This window comes from Viridibacillus sp. NPDC093762, assembly GCF_050279675.1.
In the GTDB taxonomy this organism is placed as follows: Bacteria; Bacillota; Bacilli; order Bacillales_A; family Planococcaceae; genus Viridibacillus.
This window is the reverse complement of the sequence record NZ_JBNNUK010000027.1, coordinates 1-20,453: the sequence shown is the minus strand read 5'-3', so window position 1 is coordinate 20,453 and position 20,453 is coordinate 1. Positions and strand designations below refer to the sequence as shown.

At 31.7% G+C, this 20,453-nt stretch carries 15 protein-coding genes and 2 pseudogenes; 8 read left to right on the top strand and 9 right to left on the bottom strand.

From position 1 onward, the window contains the following. Positions 1-276: 276 nt before the first annotated feature. The 9 genes and pseudogenes from ACQKM9_RS20070 to ACQKM9_RS20030 all read right to left on the bottom strand — a co-directional run bounded on the left by ACQKM9_RS20070 (position 277) and on the right by ACQKM9_RS20030 (position 8,305). Positions 277-423 carry a hypothetical protein gene (locus ACQKM9_RS20070; RefSeq protein ID WP_427736152.1) on the bottom strand — a complete coding sequence of 49 codons (147 nt, stop codon included), beginning with the start codon at positions 421-423 and terminating at the stop codon, positions 277-279. 249 nt (positions 424-672) lie between these two features. Beyond that, positions 673-1,275: a hypothetical protein gene (locus ACQKM9_RS20065; protein ID WP_427736151.1), complete on the bottom strand. Its 603-nt coding sequence runs from the start codon at positions 1,273-1,275 to the stop codon at positions 673-675. A 993-nt stretch (positions 1,276-2,268) separates the two neighbouring features. Beyond that, positions 2,269-2,625, bottom strand: a complete 357-nt coding sequence (locus ACQKM9_RS20060; RefSeq protein WP_427736150.1) for a hypothetical protein — start codon at positions 2,623-2,625, stop codon at positions 2,269-2,271. Position 2,626: 1 nt separating this feature from the next. Further along, positions 2,627-2,884 carry a hypothetical protein gene (locus ACQKM9_RS20055; protein ID WP_427736149.1) on the bottom strand — a complete coding sequence of 86 codons (258 nt, stop codon included), beginning with the start codon at positions 2,882-2,884 and terminating at the stop codon, positions 2,627-2,629. A 633-nt stretch (positions 2,885-3,517) separates the two neighbouring features. Then, a pseudogene (locus ACQKM9_RS20050) lies at positions 3,518-3,668 on the bottom strand (IS110 family transposase); the annotation flags it as partial. 1,118 nt (positions 3,669-4,786) lie between these two features. Further along, positions 4,787-4,924 (bottom strand): annotated as a pseudogene (locus ACQKM9_RS20045) (MFS transporter); the annotation flags it as partial. 217 nt (positions 4,925-5,141) lie between these two features. Next, complete coding sequence (locus tag ACQKM9_RS20040) at positions 5,142-6,113, bottom strand: hypothetical protein (RefSeq protein ID WP_427736148.1); 972 nt, start codon at positions 6,111-6,113, stop codon at positions 5,142-5,144. Positions 6,114-6,675: 562 nt separating this feature from the next. Further along, the gene (locus ACQKM9_RS20035; RefSeq protein ID WP_427736147.1) at positions 6,676-7,989 is read right to left on the bottom strand and encodes a plasmid replication protein; all 1,314 of its coding nucleotides are present in this window, start codon (positions 7,987-7,989) and stop codon (positions 6,676-6,678) included. 22 nt (positions 7,990-8,011) lie between these two features. Further along, the gene (locus tag ACQKM9_RS20030) at positions 8,012-8,305 is read right to left on the bottom strand and encodes a hypothetical protein (RefSeq protein ID WP_427736146.1); all 294 of its coding nucleotides are present in this window, start codon (positions 8,303-8,305) and stop codon (positions 8,012-8,014) included. 734 nt (positions 8,306-9,039) lie between these two features. Between ACQKM9_RS20030 and ACQKM9_RS20025 the strand changes: the two genes are divergently transcribed. The 8 genes from ACQKM9_RS20025 to ACQKM9_RS19990 all read left to right on the top strand — a co-directional run bounded on the left by ACQKM9_RS20025 (position 9,040) and on the right by ACQKM9_RS19990 (position 19,242). Beyond that, positions 9,040-9,222, top strand: coding sequence for a transcription initiation factor TFIIIB (locus ACQKM9_RS20025; RefSeq protein WP_427736145.1), 183 nt, complete (start codon positions 9,040-9,042; stop codon positions 9,220-9,222). A gap of 317 nt (positions 9,223-9,539) precedes the next feature. After that, positions 9,540-10,202, top strand: a complete 663-nt coding sequence (locus ACQKM9_RS20020) for an MBL fold metallo-hydrolase (RefSeq protein ID WP_427736144.1) — start codon at positions 9,540-9,542, stop codon at positions 10,200-10,202. An 897-nt stretch (positions 10,203-11,099) separates the two neighbouring features. Continuing rightward, complete coding sequence (locus ACQKM9_RS20015; RefSeq protein WP_427736143.1) at positions 11,100-12,278, top strand: replication initiation protein; 1,179 nt, start codon at positions 11,100-11,102, stop codon at positions 12,276-12,278. Between the two features lie 880 nt (positions 12,279-13,158). Next, positions 13,159-14,418, top strand: a complete 1,260-nt coding sequence (locus ACQKM9_RS20010; protein WP_427736142.1) for a replication initiation protein — start codon at positions 13,159-13,161, stop codon at positions 14,416-14,418. Positions 14,419-15,177: 759 nt separating this feature from the next. Then, the gene (locus ACQKM9_RS20005; RefSeq protein WP_427736141.1) at positions 15,178-16,398 is read left to right on the top strand and encodes a replication initiation protein; all 1,221 of its coding nucleotides are present in this window, start codon (positions 15,178-15,180) and stop codon (positions 16,396-16,398) included. 864 nt (positions 16,399-17,262) lie between these two features. Then, entirely contained in the window at positions 17,263-17,382 is a 120-nt protein-coding gene (locus tag ACQKM9_RS20000; RefSeq protein ID WP_427736140.1) for a replication domain protein, read from the top strand. Between the two features lie 1,080 nt (positions 17,383-18,462). Continuing rightward, positions 18,463-18,618 (top strand): hypothetical protein, encoded by a 156-nt coding sequence (locus ACQKM9_RS19995; protein ID WP_427736139.1) that lies wholly within the window; start codon positions 18,463-18,465, stop codon positions 18,616-18,618. 171 nt (positions 18,619-18,789) lie between these two features. Further along, on the top strand, positions 18,790-19,242 hold the full coding sequence (locus tag ACQKM9_RS19990; protein WP_427736138.1) for a hypothetical protein: 453 nt from the start codon (positions 18,790-18,792) through the stop codon (positions 19,240-19,242). The last annotated feature ends 1,211 nt before the right edge of the window (positions 19,243-20,453 follow it).

The window sequence follows — 20,453 nt, the reverse complement described above, 5'->3', positions numbered from 1 at the left end:
GGGAAGTACCTGAACAAGCAGAAAGATGAACTTGTTACGTTCCTTTTCTAATTCGGTTTGACTTTCTGAATGCAATCGCAGTTTGACTATGGACGAAAAAACAATCTACTTAAGATGATGATGATGACATTTCATATAGAAGCACCTGCCTTTTGGTTGATGCACTCTATATAGGACCTCGCCTGTAATGTCGGTAATTCGAAAATGTCATCATCATTTTAAAACATGAGTTGTAAATTCTCAACTCAACATCTATTCCATCATTCTCCGCATGTTTTAAACAATATCGGGATTATTGAAAATCATTTCGTATAACTCAGCCTCACTGATAATCATTACAATTAAACTCTCAACTTTAGCTAAATTACTACCAGCTGCTTCTCCAGCGACAAGAAGTTGATCACTAGAGAAAGCCTTAAACATACAAAAAATAACCCGTAAATTTTAGATTTGTATCTAATATTTACTGGGCAGTTCAAACATCGATTGTTCAAAACATGTTCTTTAATACGTATTAGAATGCACCTTCACCACTCTCCGTTATCGTAAATATTATTCTTAGTGAAATAGACTGTCACTACACCTCACTCAAAAATGTTTTTCTTTCCCTTATGTTTTATTACATTAAAAAGGCAGCAACGATTAGTCGCTACCTATTAATATATTCAATTTCTAATCTAATAAGTTTTCAAGTTTTTGAAGATCCGCACTAACTTGGCTGTCTTTTTCATTAGTTGATTGATTAAAGCTTTGAAGGCTTCCAGTTGGGTTCTTGGCTAATGAAACAAAATCATTAAGTGAGTCTTGTAATTCCGAAGCAGCCTCATACTCTTCTTCAAATTCCATAGGAGGGTTCTTCATTTTCTTCATGGCTTTATTAGATAAATCTAATCCGTCTAGCATTCCATCTAATTTCCCATTAGTAGAGAACACTTTATACTGAGCTTGTATTGCACTATCAAAATCAAAGTAGTAATCATCGCCAACCATTACTGCTTTATCCCATATAGCAGCATGCCAAACTTTAGAATATTGATTCGTAATTGATTCTGCAAGAGTTGCAGACTCAAATGCTTTTTCGTAAAAGTCATTAAGTGTTGATTCATATTTTTCAAGCATCTCTGTATGTTCTTTTTCTTTCATGTCTTCTATGTAGAAATAGGCACCGATTGCTGCAGCTACTACAACAAGTGCAAAAATAATTGATAGAACCTTTTTACTGATTTTCTTTTTAACAGGGTTTTCTATTACAGATTCGTTCTCCAAATTTTCCACTGATTAATTCTCCTCTTATACATCTTTAAGTTTGATTGATTTATGTCTTTATCTTCACTACAAAGAATCCTATATCTTTCTTTGCAACTTCTATAGCTTATCTAAGAATATGGCACTCTCCGTAATATTTGTTTAATACGTGTCTAACACATAATCCACCTCCAAAACATGTAACCTTTTTACTATGATAAATTTAAAACTACACATTCCCCACTAAAGAAACCTATAAGTATATATATATTAGCATAAAAAAAAGGTAATTAATGTAGTTTTAATAGGATTTAATGCAAAATAAGAGGTAACGATAGCTGGTTAGCTCGCTGTTCTTTTAAAAAGAGTTAGATACATCACATGTTTCGATGCGAAAATACTTGAATCAGAATTAGAATTTAAGTACACGAAGTGTTGAATGCCTAGCTGTATAGTAGAATGATGCATTAGACAATTACATATAACGGTACGGATCTATACAAAAACGATAAAATTTAATTCTTTGCCTAAATGGATCATACTCTTTTGCGTGTTTGAATCTTTATTGACTTTAGGAGAAAATTACGACCTGGAGCAGTTTCTATATTATTTGAAATACTGTATATATTTGCAGACAATCGGAATAAATAAAAAAAAGAACCCCGCCATTCCGCAAGGTTCTTTTAATACTTGAAAGGTTTATTTATATAAATGGCATTCCCCATTTATACAATAATGATTGAATTTGTATTAGTTTATGCAAATTTTAAATTCTTAAGCTGTAATGAAAGAAAAACCTCGCCATTCCGCAAGGTTTTTCCGAGAAAATGTTGAAGTTTATTTAATCTAACGGCGTTCCCCATTAGAAATTAATATTGCTGAATTTATACATATAATATCAATAATGATACCTTTTGTCTATGAAACAATATGTATCTCTCTTTAATAATTTTCATAATAAATCTCTCCTATTTTTTTTGATATGAATAAAGAAAAGACGATTCTAAAAAGAACCGTCATCTATCATAGTTTTCTACTAGTAAATCTGTTTGTTACTTTCTTACTTCCGAATTGGGCTAGTGATTCCTCATTCCAGCCTTGACTGATTAAATCCTTTGGTGCAAACTTAATCAATTCCCACGGATCAGTACCTTCAAGAATTAAAGTACGTGCAATTTCTTTTGTATTTTCTTTATCGAAAGCCCATGATACAGAAGGATAGAAATCCCATCGTTCAAAATCGGTTTCAACTGCCCCATATTCTTTAACGAATGTTTTAAAATTATCTTTCATGCATTTAACTGTAGCTTCTAAACGTTCAATTTCTTTCGCTAATTTAATAGCTTGAGCAAAATTTTTAGGCTCTAATTCAAAATCCATGTTAAGCCACCCCCTGTAACGAAAATCGTTTACCTAAGGAGCCATTCTGCAGTAATTTGAAAGTACCGGCTTTCACAAATGATAGTAGCTGGAAAGCATTGTAGTCAGGAATTAGAACATAACCTTTTTCTGTAGCAAAGTAAAAGGCGTTACCTGATAATACCAATGTATTAAATTTCCCATTCTCATTTTTAAACATTAAATATTCGTTTTTTAAATCTCCACTCTCTAATTCACTCTTAAATTCTTCGTAATTCATAAAAAACTTCCTCTCAGCTTTTATTTTTTTAAATAAAAAAAGCCGAGCAATCCAAATAATTGGATCAATCGACTTCTTTTCTATATTCAACAGTCCATACGGCTGTGAACGAACCTATTAATTTTTGGCACAAGTGCCCGTTACATTGTCCTACTGCGGGACGTAACGAATGATTTTACGCCAATCTCCTGACTACTCCATAAACATTGTTCATGCGGTCGGCATTTGGCTTCTCTTACATACAGAATAATCATCTAGTTCATATTCGTTAATTGCGTATGTAATAGCTAATGGTTTAAGTGTTGCTCTGAATAGTATTTTAACGTATGTATTATTTGTAGTCAATTTTTTCTGCTAATTCTAATTTGAAAGAAGAATACTTTTGCGTAAAAGTGTTACGTATGTTAATTCGAAAAAACTTAATTCATGTAGACTTGTTTTACTAATCAAACTAAATGTACTCACGAATAATAAGAAAGGATATTCGAAATGAGTGGACAATTAATAGAAAAGCCATTTAGGGCAATTATCTTTTTATTAATAATTGGATCCAGTCCTGTGGCAACGGAGTCATTTCAAGAATGGCAAGTGCCATCTTACCAAAAGACGGAAAGACTTGAGTAAACTCTAACTTTCAAAGCCTTCTTTTGATTGATGTATAGCAAAAGCTTTTTCCATCACGCGTCCTCGTTCATCGACAAAGCATGCGTAATGAACGCGCTTCGCGATGTCTATACCAACGACGAGTGTATTATCAAATTTTGTAATTCATTTTAAAATGCATTTAGGAGTCCTCCTTGTAGATGTTGGATCAATGGTCGTTGACACTCAGCATCATACTAGAGGACTCTTTTTCTTTCAAGACCTTGAACATCTTTCAAACAGGAATGCTGCCCCGTTAGTTCAATAAGATAAAACGATGAAAAATAATGCAACAAGTCAATTTTTGTTTTTATAAAAATTACATACCTAACTTCTTCCATTAACCTGCCCCAAGCGGTGTGCCGTTATTGTAATAAAGACGCTCATAAATAAAAAGTAGAAGTCATTGCTGGTATTACAACCATTTCTGACTTCTACTTTTTATTTATTCAACTAGTTTTACTTAATTCCGAATTAAATATTATTTGTAGCAAGTACATGAGATTGAATTGTAAATAGAAGTTTTTCTAACTGTGGTAGCCAATGTTCATATCCTGCGTATGGATTTGTAGCAATTTGGTATGCTTGCCAGCAAGCTATATTAACAAACCACTCTTTATCAATCATCATTAAACGTGATTTTTCTTCTACTAACCACTTAATATACCAATCTAATTTTTTGTTACCTACAAACGCCGTACAACCTGCTAGCGTAGGAATAGTAGTAGCAATAATTGGTCTATGCATTAAAGCAGCTTCGGTAAACCTTTGAGCTTCATCTGGGAAATCTAATAAATCATTTACCTGTGATAGAGGATTCAAATGCGCTTTAATTCGAATATGATTAATTTCATTTAACAATGTTTTCCATTCCCGATACATTAGATTATCCAAGTCCTCTATTGTATACAATATATTGTCTTCTATATCTATAATCTGGGATACATCTATATTTTCACTAATATATGCTTTGAAAAATAAAAGCTTTAAACCAATTTGATCTAATGATTTCAAATCATCTGATAATTCAGGGTACTTTATTCTTAAATCTGCCTTTGATGCTAAAAATGTAATATTTCTACGACTTGGCAAGGCTTTAATATTAGGGAAAAATTGTGACATTAATTTCAACATCGTAGTTTGTTCAGTAGAATAAGTTAGTGGATCTAACTGACTAGGGAGTCCCCATGAATTCGCTAAAATGATTCCATCCATTGATAAACTAGAATTTACATTTTTCCAAAATGCTTCTTCTAAGATTACTTCTGCATAACTTAGGAAATCACACCAAATCATTGTCTTTTTGGGCTTCCACCTATCTGCCAGTACACCACCGAAGAAAGAGAACAAAAAGATTGGTGAGTATTCTGCGAGAGTTATCAACGATATCGCTAGTGGAGATTGGGCAATAGGTATCTAAAGAGTAGATCTTGTCCCTAATAACTACTGTGTTCACAAAGAATCCAATTAGCTGTTCTTGCTTTTGTATATTGTCTTTCAATTTTCGTATGCTAGAATCAACTTAAAAAAATAATAAGTCGCAGGTATTATATGTTAACTTACATGAGTGGTTAAAAAAACCGTATCCCTATTATTGGGTTACGGTTTTTTCTTTTTATTCAGCGTCTTTTTCATTTAAATTACTATTCAATTTTTCATCAACGTATTCTATGATGAATTTTCTTTTTGAAGCATCAATCTCGTTTGCTTTTAGCAATCTTGCCATGAAACCATAGTTGTTGTTCTTTTCCCATTCTGCTGCAGCTTCATCTTCAAATTTTCGTTGTAATTGCATTACAGTTTCTAATCGTTGATTTTGCTTTCGCAAACTTTCCATTTCATTTCGGAAAGATAGTACCTCTTCTTTTTTACGATCATCTTTATCTTGATCTTGAGATTTAAGTGTCTCTTCTAATTTTTTGTTTTGCTTCTTAAGATTTTCAATCTCTTCCTGAACTGGTTCTAGTGAATTTTTATACTCGGTAAGAAGCTTTCCTTGGTATTCATCCAAAGCTTTAATTTGGTGTCCTTCTATGATGTTTTCTAATTCCGCTGCTAGGTTAACGGTATACTTATCATCTTTTTCTGTAACAGTAAATGCACCCGATTGTAAGATATTATTTAAAATATCTTTAATCACTTTAACTTCGTCGTGAATTGAAGGACCCGCTTTTGTAACTTCTGTCGTCGAAGAAGTTACCCTGTCTTCCTTAATTAACAATCCACTTGAACCCAGTACTTGCTGTAAACCTTTGACTTTGTATTCATCTTTTAGAAGGATTAGCATTCTAACTTTTAATATGGATTTAAAACTTAATCTCATAGAAGTACTAAATGAAGGAGCTTCGTCTTCCCCCTGGAAGATATAATCCTGGAATGGTCTAATGTAGTATCGAACTTGTCCATCAGATATTCCAAACCAGTGTGCTAATTCTACTGTTGGATAAAACTTTTTTTCTATAATCGTTTCCAAATACTCATCATTTAATAGAGTATGTTCAGCTGGAGTATTTTTTATAATATCAAACAAAGGATCATCTTTTAATATCTCTTTGATTGTTTCCTCTGATACTTTAACATTCTCCATCTACTCATCTCCTTTCTAACTCGCAGAATTCCTGTCTATTATCTTCAATCTAATAAAAAAACCAGCAAAAATCAACCATAAACTGCAACTTTTTTTACAGAATAACGAAAAACTATAAGAAACTACGACTTTATTCGGTAGTCTACTAATTTTCTAATTTAATCTAAGAAAAATATCGATACATCTCTTCGAAACATTGATACATCAACACTTTATGTTCCCTCTATAAATCAGAATGTACCGTATTATACGAAAATCTAAATCTATTATTTTCTGAATAAATATAATCTACAATAAATTACACCTAATGTTTTCTGAATAAATATAAGTGACGCACATTTAAAACTAATATTTTCCGAACTAATATAATCTATGGAAACGTAAAAAGTTACAGTTATATATTCCCGCAGTTTTCCGTAACAAAACAAAAAAAGCATTCTGCACAATTGCAAAATGCTTTTTGGATTATTAAAGAAGTTGAATTATCTTGAAATCATAATCATACCCATTGAATTGAAATACAATAGTTTGAGCGTTTTCATATAATAATCATTACTAATAATTACTTATCACCAAAAAGGGCAGCGAATGCTTTGTCACCTTCATTTTGACCATCTTTTTCATCGTCATTGTCTATTGGTTGATTAAATAAACGAGCAAACTCTTCATCACCATTTAAAGTGCTTTCTTTGGTCGTCGGGTTAGTCGTAACAAAGTTACTGAAAATATCTTCAACTTTTTCAGTAGATAAGTTTTTCTTTGCTTCTATTACTCTATTATTTTCTTCTATCATAGCTCTAACTCGACTCGGTAAATCAAGTCCAGCAAATGCAGCGTAATAGTATACTTTAGAAGTTTCATTAAATGGATAGATATACTGACCTACAGGTTTTTCACTAACAATCGGTGCAATTTCAGATAATAGATCTTCTATAGATTTCGTGAATTCAATATTGAATATATTATGTGCCGAATTAGAATGGGCAAGGATACTTAATGCTAATCTTGAAGTCTTCGCTAAGTTATATCCATCGGATAGAACTCCATTTACAATTTGTTTCTGCAATGTATTTAGATGTTCTATTGGTTTTTTCACATCAATACTTTGTACTTTTGTTTCATATTTAACGAAGTGAAGTACACCAGGTGTAGTGATAAGCTTTTTGAATTCAGAACTATCGAAATGGAATTCACCATAAGGTTGGTAGCTTGATGTAACTACATTCATGCCGTGTAAAGTATCTGCAATATATGAGTTTGCAAATGACAGATACGATTGTACTGTTGCGTTACTATTCGTTGTTTCAAAATAATTAAATAGTTTTTGGTTATCTACAATTACGACAGAACCTAAACCTTGCATTGCTTTATTAATAACTTGAAGTCTTTCAAGGGCATTACTTAGTACAGTACTTCCTTCACTATCTCTAGGTAATGTCAGTATTAATCCGAATTTCTTTTGGAAATTATTTGTCATTAGCACTTTAATTGCTTGGATAATAGAACCTGTTCCTGTCCCACCGCCAAGACCTGCAACAACCCAAATGAAGTCTCTATCTGCAAAATGCAATTTTACACTGTCAGCGACTTTATTAGCGTGTTCTACGAAAATTTCTTCACCACGGTTAATGTCTCGTGATGCGCCTTTACCATCACCAATTAGTAATTTAACTGTCGATTCATTTTCTACTTTTATTTTATCTAAATCCATTGAGTTAGTATTAACTAGTAATGCTTTGTATGGGAAAGAAGCATTTGTTTTAACGTCACCGCATACTGCAGCTATTGATGAACCACCCATACCTAAACCTAGAAATCCGAAGTTAATACTTAGTTTTACATCCTTATGATGAGTAATGATATTTTGCTTTGTCATATGAACAGCTCCTTTTGTAATTTTAACTTAAGTGAGTTATTAACATTCTCCCGAATTCACTGACTGAATAAACTCTAATTCTTCCTAAAGCAGTTACTTCAACTAATCCGGCACCTTCTAATCTGGCTGTATGTATATCTAAGACATAACGAGAAGATATTATTTTAGCTGTGGGATCATTAGAAATTCCTTTTTCTATATACAAGGTATTTGTTAGTTCCCATAATTTCTCTTTTGAAGTAGGGTTTGTACTAGTAATTAATGCACTTAAAATCCATTTACTTTCATCTGATAAATTCTTCTTTAATATATCCATGACTTGATTAAGATCCAGCAATTTTAACACCTCCAAGTCGTTAATTTATTCATTACGGTAATCATTACAATAATATACGGTAATCATTACCGTAATAATTGCCGTAATGAAGCACTTTATTCAATAATATACTGTTTTATTATATAAATCAACTATAAAGAAATAGCTCACAAAATCATTGTTACCAACGGTTTATATATTACGGTAATAACTGCGGTAATCATTACGGTAATAAAAATACTAATCTTTAATACATCTATTTTAGCTTGAAATTATGAGTATTCTAAACTAATTGAAAGAATGAAATATCTATTTTTTATTACAATTGCATTCTTCATAATCGATTCAATAAAGTTCTTCTATCAAATACTCTAATCAAATGACTAACTGGTAAATTAATGTCTCTCTTTTTTAACATATTCTATTTTTCTCAATTGGACTTCATTTTTTTAATGTAGATAACTTTCCGTAGTTTTTGATTGTTTATCAGTATTTAAAAAATCGTTATAATTACAAGGTTTTCGAATATATAAGTACATTGCTATTGTTTGCCGTAGAAAGTATTGGGAAGCTTTCAGTTATATTCAGTTGCATTATAGTATCTAATTGATCCGTAGAATACCATTAATTAATGGATTTATATTTCCGTAGTTTACCTTTTTGACTTGGCTTTTCTTCGCAATATATTATTATTCTGAAGATAATTGGTAGACAGTTATTAAAGTGAAACATAAATGAAACATTCTACGAAAGTAAAAGAATGCCCAAAATGTGGTGAAAAAGAATTGGGGAAAGGTAAGCGTAGTGGATATGGGGTTATGTTCCCGGATAATAAGATGAACTTTGTTGGGTCAGTTGTTGAATACATTATTTGTACTGAATGTGGGTTTATAATCGAAAGCTATGTAAAAATTTAAGGGGACACTTTAGATGTTATGCAAGTAACGGTGGGGATCCAAGATGGATTAACGCTTTTTTTGTTGACGTTATTGTACTAACTGGTTGGTTAGTTTAAGAAGGAAAAAGAAAATTGGGGGGAGAATTAGATAGGATAGAAGGGATGAAAAAATAGAGTTTTAAGAGAAGGGGGATTAATGGAATTTATAGATTATAGAAAAGTGATACTGAATAATATTATTATACGTAAAAATCAGCTTTATTCTTTCAAACTTCTTGTGTAACCAAACCCATTCTTTGATATCATTAAAATCTAATTATAAAGGAGACCAAAGTTATGGAAATTTCAAAGGGAGTAGAAATGCTTCATCTTGATTATCATGGGAATATTATTCACCCAATTCTTTTGTGGGATCAAGAAATGGCTGTTTTAATAGACACAGGATTCCCGGGGCAAATTAAAGATTTAAACGAAGGCATGGAAAAGGTAGGAGTGTCGATAGACAAACTAAAAGTTGTGATTTTGACGCATCAAGATGTGGATCATATAGGTAATCTTCCTGAGATTTTGCAGGAGTGTGGCAATAAAGTTAAAGTTTATGCACACGAACTGGATAAGCCTTATATTCAGGGCGTGATACCTCTTTTAAAAGACGGGCACCTTGAGAATCCCCCGAAGGGCAGAGTGGACGATACCTTGATTGACGGTCAGGAACTACCGTTTTTCGGCGGGATTCGCGTCATCCATACTCCTGGGCATACTCCCGGTCATATCAGCCTTTATTTAAGACAAAGTAAAACTCTCATTGCTGGGGATTCGATGTACAGTGTAAACGGAATAATTAGGGGAATTCATGCCCCGACAGTACTGGATATAAAAGAAGCTCGACTCTCTTTGAAGAAATACCTAGACCTCGACATTGAATCTGTGGTCTGTTACCACGGAGGATTAAGTAAGGTAAATTTAAATGATCAGATTCAAAAAGTAATTTCACATTAAAATTCTAGAACTATCTTCAGTTCTCGGGTGTTTTACTACTGAGATAGTACATCAGAAAAATCGCACAGTTTATAATACGGTAGAGGCAATAAGATTTGAAAAAGTGAAAGCAGTGGCATGAGAACATGAAATTGATGTTTATGACTAGTCTACCTTTAAGCATGATAGTGAAGTTTATAAAGAAATAGTAAAAGATAATAAATTAATTTTTATCTAAAATGGAATCCAACCCACCCCTACCAGAACCTTAGTTAATTTAATTATCATTATTCTAAACAATAAGAAGCAGCTATATCTCTGGTAGATATGCTGCTCTTTTTGTTTGGTTGTTTTATATTATTATATATTGTTTTAATTGTTTTATATGTTTTAAGAGTCTGCAAAGCCTTGATATATAAGGGATTGCAGACTCTTAAAACTACTAATTCGACGTTAAAAGATATTTTTTCGTCGTTAAATACTACTAATTCGACGTTAAAAGATATTTTTTCGCCGTTAAATACTACTAATTCGACGTTAAAAGTTACTTTTCCGCTGTGAAAAGCTACTAATTCGACGTCACATTAATAGTTTTAGATAAATGCCGTGATCACTGATTTCTTAGTACCTAATATTTAAAAGGTTACTTTTTCGCCGTGAATGAGCTAATTAAAAGCTAATTTTTCGCCTTGAACGATCTACCTTTAATATGTTTCACCTTTTTTTGTCAAAAAAGCATTATGTATTTAATGATGATTTTCATTTATAAGTTACTAATTCGCCGTTAGTAGTAATAAAAGTTACTAATTCGCCGTATTTAGGAGGTCAAAAGTAACTTTTAAGAATAGAAAAGCTACTTTTATTTTCATTTTGTAACTTTTAGGGATTATATGTATAATAAGTCGAGAGGTGAGTAGTATGAAACACGAAATAGTATTAGAATCATTGAGTCCAACTTTCCCAGTAGCACAAGCAAATGATCTTGTGATAGCCAAACATACTGAACCACTGACATTAAGAGAACAAAAGCTTATATTAACAGCCATAAGTTTAATTCGTAAGGATGATATAGATTTAAAAGAATATGAAATCCATGTTAAAGAATTTTCAAAGTTACTAGGTTTAGCAGATGCAAAGTATACGGAGATACATAATATAACTAAAGGATTAATGAAAAAGCTGATCGAGATACCTACAGTAGATAAGCAGGGCAAAGAAGTTTGGGAAACCTATCATTGGGTTATAGAATCTAAATATTATCCAAAGGAAGGTAGATTGTTAATTAAGTTTTCACCTGGACTTAAACCATATCTTATAGGTTTAAGAGAAACATATACCACGTATAAACTCGAGTATATTTTGGGTTTGAAATCTACATATTCAATTCGTCTATATGAAATCTGTAAAAAATGGATATTCCATAAAAGAAAGATTAAAGTAGAGTTGAAATTGTTAAGGGATATGTTAGGTGCTACAAAGAAAAGCTATGATAAATACTCTAATTTCAAGAAGAAGTTAGATGAATCTATAGATGAAGTAAATGATTTAACTGATATTCATATTAGTTATGTTCCTATCAAAAAGGGTAGACAGGTTGCTGAATTAGAATTCACGATTAAAGCAAATAAGAAGGCTTGTGAAACAACTAATACGCCAGGGTTACCACAACCCGATGAAAAGACAATTCTGATTGAGAATCTTTTATTGCAAATTAATAAGGCTTGTACAGGTTATGAAATTGATTTAACAGACTTCATTCAAATTTATGAGGGAGCACAATATGTATTCGGTGATGAAATTGATATACAAAAAGAATTGAATTTTGTTGTTGATTATATGAATGATAAAACAAATAAAATTCAACACCCATCTCGCTTTATGCTATTTAAGATTACTGAAGCAGTAGACATGAAGAGTAAAGGATTTACCATTTCTTTCAGCGGGTTAAGTAAACAGAAAGCTCAAAAAGTAGCTCTTCCAGACTGGTATCAGGAACGGAAAGTTAAAAAAGCAGAAGAACAAAGAAGTGGTGATAATTCTCAGGATGAATACTTTGAAGCGGAGCGCGAAAAAATACTAGCAAAACTAGAAAGTTGATTGATTAGGGCAGATAGTGCGCTCCTTTTCACCCACGTCTGTAGAGACCACTTTTTAAAAGTACTTTGTTTAAGTGTTCAATTGTTATTTTAACGATATTGAATATTTAAATAGAGTGCTTTTTTCGTTCCAGGAAATTAAACTATCAAAAAGAAGAAACAATAGCAGGTTTTTGATCTCTTTTCATATTAATTAGATTCAGAGATTGGATCTATGAACTAAACTCAACTATAACAATGCTTTACTATAATTTATCAATGCTTAAGAAATTATTTATTATTGCACTATGCACTAAAACTTATATAAAAATAATATTTAACAAACAAAACTATTACAAACGTTTTTTGTTTTAGTTGTTTTACATATTAATTGTTTTATATGTTTTATATGTTTTCTGTTTTCCATGGCTATCAACCTTACAGGCTCTAAGGACTTTAGACACTAACTATAACAAAAACAGGGTTTACTATTACATATTCAGGGTGAACTATAACTGAAACAGGGCTATATATAACAAAAACAGGGTATTAACTATAACAAAAACAGGGTGAACTATTGCATTTACAGGGGAATGCATAACAAAAACAGGGTAATTATTACGAAAAGAGGGTAAATGAAGGGGGTTCGTTATTAAAATATAACAAGAACAGGGTACAGCAAATATAACAAAAACAGGGTGAGTTACTTTTCGGCTGCGAAAGAACACATATATACGAAATATAACGAAAACAGGGTAACAATCTAGGTAAATACATAAATAATATATATATTATTGGTTATCTCTAGCAATTCTTGGTGGATTGTGTAAAAATCTAAAATATAACATGAAGTAGAATAAAGAGAGTGCTGAAGTTATATTTTGATAGATGGGAGATAGCATATGGAACAATTAGAATTTGATCTAGTAGAAGTTCAGTTTAATCTAGATAATTTAGTAACAAAATCCAATCTCTTAATTGAATCCAGTTACAAACTATCAACTCTAGAGTCAAAGTTGATACTAACGCTATTTTCTAATGTACAGCCAAATGATGATGATATTAATACATATATATTTCAGATACAGCCTTTTGTTAATATGCTCGAATTAAAAGGAAAATCAAAATATAAAGATCTACGTAATATTACAAAAGGATTAATGGAGAAAGTACATGAAATCCGTATTGGTGATACAGTACATCAAGTATCTTGGTTATCCTATGTTGCTTATAACGAAGGGCAAGGAACTATTAGTATGCGTTTTGATGATTTTTGGAAACCGTATATACTGCAGCTACAAAAGAATTTTACTACCTATCGACTGGGTAGTATTACCAACTTAAATAGTGCCTATTCAATACGGTTGTATGAGCTTTTAAAACAATGGCAGAAGATTCGTAAGAGAACATATGCACTAGATGAGTTGAGAGAGATGTTAGGGGTGCCAGAGGGTTCTTATAAGCTATATGCTAATTTCAAACAACGAGTGTTATTAACGGCTCAAAAAGAATTACTTGAAGAATCTGATATCCTATTTGATTTTAAGGAAATTAAAGTTGGCCGTTCAGTAGGTAAAATAGAGTTTTTCATTTATCATAATCCAAACTTTGTGAAAGCCGAACCTATTATCCCTCTAAATGTAATAGAGAGTGAACAAAAACCAGTAGTTGACGTAAAGGGGTATACCGAACTTCAATTTAAAATTAAGAGCATTTTGTTAGATTGGGGACTTAATGAAAAAACGGTCGATTCATTAATTGAGACTTATTCTGAAAAACGTATTAAATCGAACATAGATTATACAAAAGGACGGATTGACATGGGCAGCGTTAAAAAGGTTGCTGGATATGTAAAACGGGCCATCGAACAAGATTACTCTGCAAGTAGAGGGGCTATGTCTGAGAAGTCAGCAGAAAAGAAAGTAGTAGAAGTACCAGTAAGTAAAGAAAATAAATCTAAATCCCAAACGAGTAAAGAGTTTGATGTTGATGAATTCATCTATTTCTTAAACGAGAAAATTAAAATTCTAATGAAAATTGGTGAAGAATCGGACGTTATAGATCAGAAGGTTCTGAATGAAGTGACAACTTTTAAAAAACGTGTGGATTTTGATAACTTACCAATGAGTGAACAAGAAAAGTTAAAAACTATTTTAGTTTAAAATGTCCCCTGCAATTAGCTATTGATTCAATACTTATTGTACGGGGATTTTTTTATAAATTTCGAGTTTGTCTATCCTTCTGAGAGCAGCCAATCAGAAAGTGACTGCTCTCTTTACATTTGAAATACTTCCCATTAGTTTTTAAAGCTTATTCCTCTAAAGATGTTCCAAATACTATTACATAATATGCTAAATACGCTTTTTTTATGAAAGAGCAAACATGGTAGATATTATAAGTCTAGCTGTAAATCATTAAACTAAAACCTTACCTTTTTACTCCTTGTTTGGTATTAGCAAAGGAGTTTTTTTATTTTGGAGTAACTAATTTCTATGAAATTATCACCACCACCAAAAGCTACTTACTGTTTGTTATTGTTTATACCTGTTTATAAATGATTAATAATTGTTTACAGTTTACTAGAGTTGTTGATATGACTGTGTTTGACAGACATTTAGGCTACTTTTATAACGCTAAAGGCTACTTTTATAACGTCAACGACTATTTTTATAATGTTAAAGGCTACTTTTGTAACGTTAAAGACTATTTTTATAACGTTTCAGATGTTTAAAAGCTACTTTTATAACGCTAAAAGCTACTGCTAAATAATTTAGTAGCTTTTAAATATTGCAAAAAAAATCTGCGTATAATATTATTAGGAAATATAAGCTAATAAGTGAGTATAACAGAAAGTAAAAAGACGAATAGAAATGAGGTTTCTATTGGTGTACTAATAATCTATGTTGGGGTGGATCTATATTATGGAAGGTAAATATGGGAACTATGTAGTTACAAAAAGCCATGATTTAATTGAAGCTAAACAAAAGAAACCATTAACATTAAGAGAGCAAAGATTGGTATTAATGCTCGTTAGTGCTATTCAACCCAATGATGAAGATTTTAAAGAGTATGAAATTAGCATAAGTGATTATTGTGAAGCAATGAATATATCGAAGAGTGCAGCATACCATCCAATTAAAAAGAGTATGGAAGATATTGCAGGCAAAACAATAGGTATTGAAAAAGATGATGGGCGATATCTTGTTACCAGTTGGGTGTCAAGTATTGAGTACATAGAAGGCAAGGGGTTATTGGCCATTACTTTTGATCCTAAATTAAAACCTTATCTCTTACAATTAAAAGCGTATACGAGTTATAAGTTAAAATACGTTTTGTCATTAGAAAGTGTTTATGCGATTCGGTTATATGAATTAGTGAAAAAGTGGCAAGTGAAAAAGCTATCGAAAAGTTCCAAACTTATAGAATTGAAAGAACTACGTGAAAAAATAGGTGCTATCAAAAAGTCTTATGATAGATACTCAAATTTCAAAATAAAATTGAAAGATGCAATTAGAGAAGTAAATGAGAAAACTGATGTATACATAAGCTTTGATGAAATTAAGCAAGGCCGTTCGATTAACAGTTTGAAATTTTATATTGAAAATAAAGAAATTGAATCAACTAACAACAATTTATTAGATTTTAATGGGCTAGATGAAGATGCTCTACTGGAGCAAGAGTATATACGATTTGAAGAAATGAGATTAAAGCTAAATGAACATGCTAAAGGATATTCATTAGATGGAATTGTATTTGCAGAAATATACAGTAAGTTATTACCGATATGGAAAGAAGATGTGGAGAATCAATTCATGTATTTAGTAGACTATATAAATAAATCAATTGATATTGAAAATCCAATAGGTTTTATTAGGTATAAAGTGAATAATGCTGTGAAAGCATATGAAAATAGCGAAAAAAAAGTTTCTTTTGTTGAATTACTAGATACCTTGCCTAAAAAGCGACAAGACAGTGCCAAGAAAGGCCCTAAAGTTCCTGAATGGTTTTCTGCATTAAAGAAGGAAAAACGTCTTACGGAGGTTGCTAGTGAAAAGGACCTGGGTAAAGTAGATAAAGAGGACAATTTAGAAGTTGATTTTGAAGAAGAAAAAAGAAAAGTCCTAGCAAAAATAGGGAAGTAATTATAATTTCGGCTCTAAGGTCATTGTTGAATGTGTTTACCATGAAGAATCAGGTAAATAACTTGAGCATACTTGAAAGTGTTTTTGCCTAGAGGAAGAGAACACATTATGACGATCTTTGAAGATTTTTTGAAGTATAATTTTTTAATTAGTAGAAAAAAACAGCGATAAGTAGTTCAATAGTGTTCTTGATTTTATACAAGAATTTATACAAAATAGACACCTGGTATAAATTGTTGAAAAACGCCTGAAACCATTTGGGAGTAAGGATGGCGCTGTATAAAATTTTGCATAAACGATACAAAAGAAGAAAGGCGAGAAACGTTATTAATCACCGTTTCTCGCCTTTTGCGATACTCCCAAACGAGGAAATCACACGTTTGATTAATTGCGTTTTATTATGTGGAAATTTCAAAGTTGTATCTTGTAAAGTGTTTTCATGTTACATGAAAAAAGTGGATATAATTTAAAATGCGTTTTGTATTTACCTCGTTAGTCTATATATAAAGTTCAAGTAATTGGTTATAAGGATATAGTAATTTCATCACCTCTTTAGTTATTCTTTGAGGTGATTTTTTTATTAGATATTCATGTTACGATTGTGAAGTAATGTATTTAAACTAATGGAGCAGGTTACTTCAAGAAGGAGTTATACCCTATTTCAAGGAAGTGGAATTAAAATTGTTAAATGTAAATAAAAAGATTTACTGGTCACTAACACTACCTTTAGTAATTTCAATTTTTATCTTACTTTATGTATTACCTGTTAACCAAAGAGCTAGATCTAAGTCAATATCTTGGACACAAAAAAGTTAAGTGAGGCTAATAGTTACTTCTGTAACACCATATTCACTTGCAAGCTGATTGTTAAAAATTGAGTTGAATTTAGATGATGTGGAAGATGGAGATCTTGTTCATGTGGATGATGAAAGAGATGAAGTAGAAGAAAAGGCATATCGTGTGATTGCTATGTGGAATTCGTAATTGGAAACAAAAAAGCTATTTTATAAAAAGTAGGGAATTTATAATCCACTGTGTGGGCTAGAGTTTTACGCTTAACTTTGTCTTCATCAAATAAATCCAACTGTATACTATGTTCAGCTTCCAAGTTAGTAATTAGTACTGATAACTGACGTGCCGGTTCGCCTGCAAAGTATTTATCTAGTAACTCTTTACATATCGCTTACAGCTCCATCGTGTCACTTGTAGCGCTCTTTAATGTCTTGGAGCGGTAAAAATCCTTAGTCATGACATGCTTGCTATAAGATAGCCCAATGTACGTGCTGCACATCACACATTCCTTACCTTTATTGCAATATCCTCACACATTTCTAACAGTACGACCAAAATCTCATTACGTGTATGATAATCTTTCATAAGCATTTGTCCTTTTCCAAAGCTTAATTGTTAGATAACAATGGTCCACCAAAATTAGAAAGTGATACTCAAATTCGCACTGCAGGGGAAGATCTTCACTTGAATTATGCGAACCAGGATTTAAAAACAGCGGTTGAGGAAGAGTTATTCAAAAGGTTGCAGTTACAAAAATAAAAGCGCAAAAGGCTGTGTATTAACATCCTTTTGCGCTTTTATTAAACCTATATTTTTTATTGAATTATATAAAATACATATTCCCGTTCTGATAAATAATATATGCGCTAGTCCTATGATGTATTCCCGTATCAATTAATAGCATTTTTGTTGCAAATAGTTAATTGACTCTATCAAAACTAGATAGAGTCTATTTATGATTGGACAATACCCTTTAAGATATATCTTTCTCATTATACGGATGTGATGCATATAAGTAAATCTAAAGCTTATGGCGTGTACAATTACTGAACGATTCCCGTACAATTTACGAACTGTGAAACCTATATAGTTTGTTAAAATTATAAGTAGTTAAACTAATAAATATCATTCATATATGTTAAAGAGTAAGGATTTTGGAGCTTTTCATCTTCATAAATATGGTATTCGGAATTTGTGGTAGATTAGTAGATGAAAGTGAAAATTCAACTGAAGAGGAAGTGTTCTAATGGGTAATTGAAAGGTGGTGGTTAAATGGCTAGGAAAAATAAAAGAGCTTATCCCAAAGGACAAGCTCGACACAAGAAGCAAAAGGATATGGACTATTCTATGAAACGCTTCTCGTGGGAATTAAGTATACGCACACTTGCAAGAATCATTTCTGATTTCTTCCGTTCGCTAGTAGCTTAAATTGTAGATCCTTTTCTTGCGCCGGTATATAGGTGGAGTTAATAAGTAAGGTAGGATTTAATGATTGCATTTTCTTTCTATCATATTTTACGGATAAATTAAAAAGTTATGTTTATATACCTGTTAATTAGGTACAATTAACCTTTAATACATATTAAAGGAGTTTGAAAAATGCTGAAAAAGTTAGTGTTTCTTGTTTTTTCGCTCGGATTATTACTCACTGGCTGTTCATCAACACCACCAAAAGTTGAGGGCGAAAATATAGAATCGCTTTTGAATGATAGTGAACTATCGGACTACATAGAAAAAATATCGTATGAAGTACCTGAAAAGCGGAATGAAGACAAAGAGTATGAAATTACTATTTTAATTAATGCTAACAGTGATTTCGACAAAATGAATTTATATGAGAAATATGAATTAATGGAGTCAACAGTAGCCTCTGAAGAAAATAAAAAAGAGTTAGAAGATGAAATTGATAAAATAGACAATGATTCTAATGAAGATAATAATTCAGCTGACTACAATTCAAATGGTGAATATAAACCTGTTGAAGATATGACACAAGAGGAAATAAAACAGGAATTAGAGGAAATGTTACGCTCTAATGGAATTGGAAAATAACTTAGTACACAAAAAATACCCTCCTACTACAAAAAGGGAAATACTACCGTATTTGTCTGGAATAGGGGAGTGGACATAGTGATTATCTTATAGAGAAAAGGAAGAATACATAATTAGAGATAATATGATTATTACTTTGTATAGATTACCAAAGTAATATATAATAGAAATTAGCGATAATATGGCACAGAGTACCCTCTTAGTCTTTAGGAAAGGGGGGGATTGTGATGATATATGCACTTGCTAGTTTTACTGGTACATTAATCCTCACTATCATAGCTTTAGTGCTATTCCGAGTTGATTTAAAATCAACGATTCGGGAGAATGGGAATTTCAAATTGGTTTTGCGTTTGGTAAAAATTCTTCATTGACGAGTTCTAATGATAAAGAAGATAAAAAAGTTACAAAAGATATAAGAAGCAAAAGAAAAAGAAATAGAAATACTTAAACTAATGGTCAATTGACCGAGTGCTCTGCAATCTTATACTAGAGTGTTACTCGTGTTAATTGTACTATTTCGAGTAGTACATTTTATTATCGCTAGGGCATATGGGTGCGCCAACATCCATATGCCCTTTTCATTTGCATAAAAAAGCAAAAAAAATAGTCTACTTTCAAAATGAAAGTAGACTATTAATACTTAAACTAATGGTCGATTGACCGAGTGCTTTGCAATAATAAACTAGAGTGTTTCTCATGTCAATTGTACTATTTCGAGTAGTACATTTTATTATCGCTAGATCATATGAGTGCGCCAACATCCATATGCTCTTTTAATATGCCCTAAAGCGTTATTGTTTATAGAATAATTGTTCTTGATATAACAAATATACATGTACAAATGTACTTATGTCAAGAACCTTAACCCTATGTTGACCATCTCAATATCTAAAACGATAAACTCCATCACAAAAAGAAAAGCAAATAACTTTAGTTTATCTATCCATGTATACGTTGAAAAAGATTTCAGAGCTAATTTTTTCATCAATTGATTGGATTTTATACTTTGAACCAACTATATCTAACATTCTTTGATAAGTTTTAACATCCCAAGAATCATCCACATGTTCATGCGGGGTATTCAAGTTATTACGGCTATTGTTATGACTTTTTTATTGACCTTTTTTATCACGACTGTAGGATATCTAGTTTATCAGGGTGTAGGTGTTGTTCATGATTTCTTTTCCCCAAAGGTGACCACAGTTGTGGAT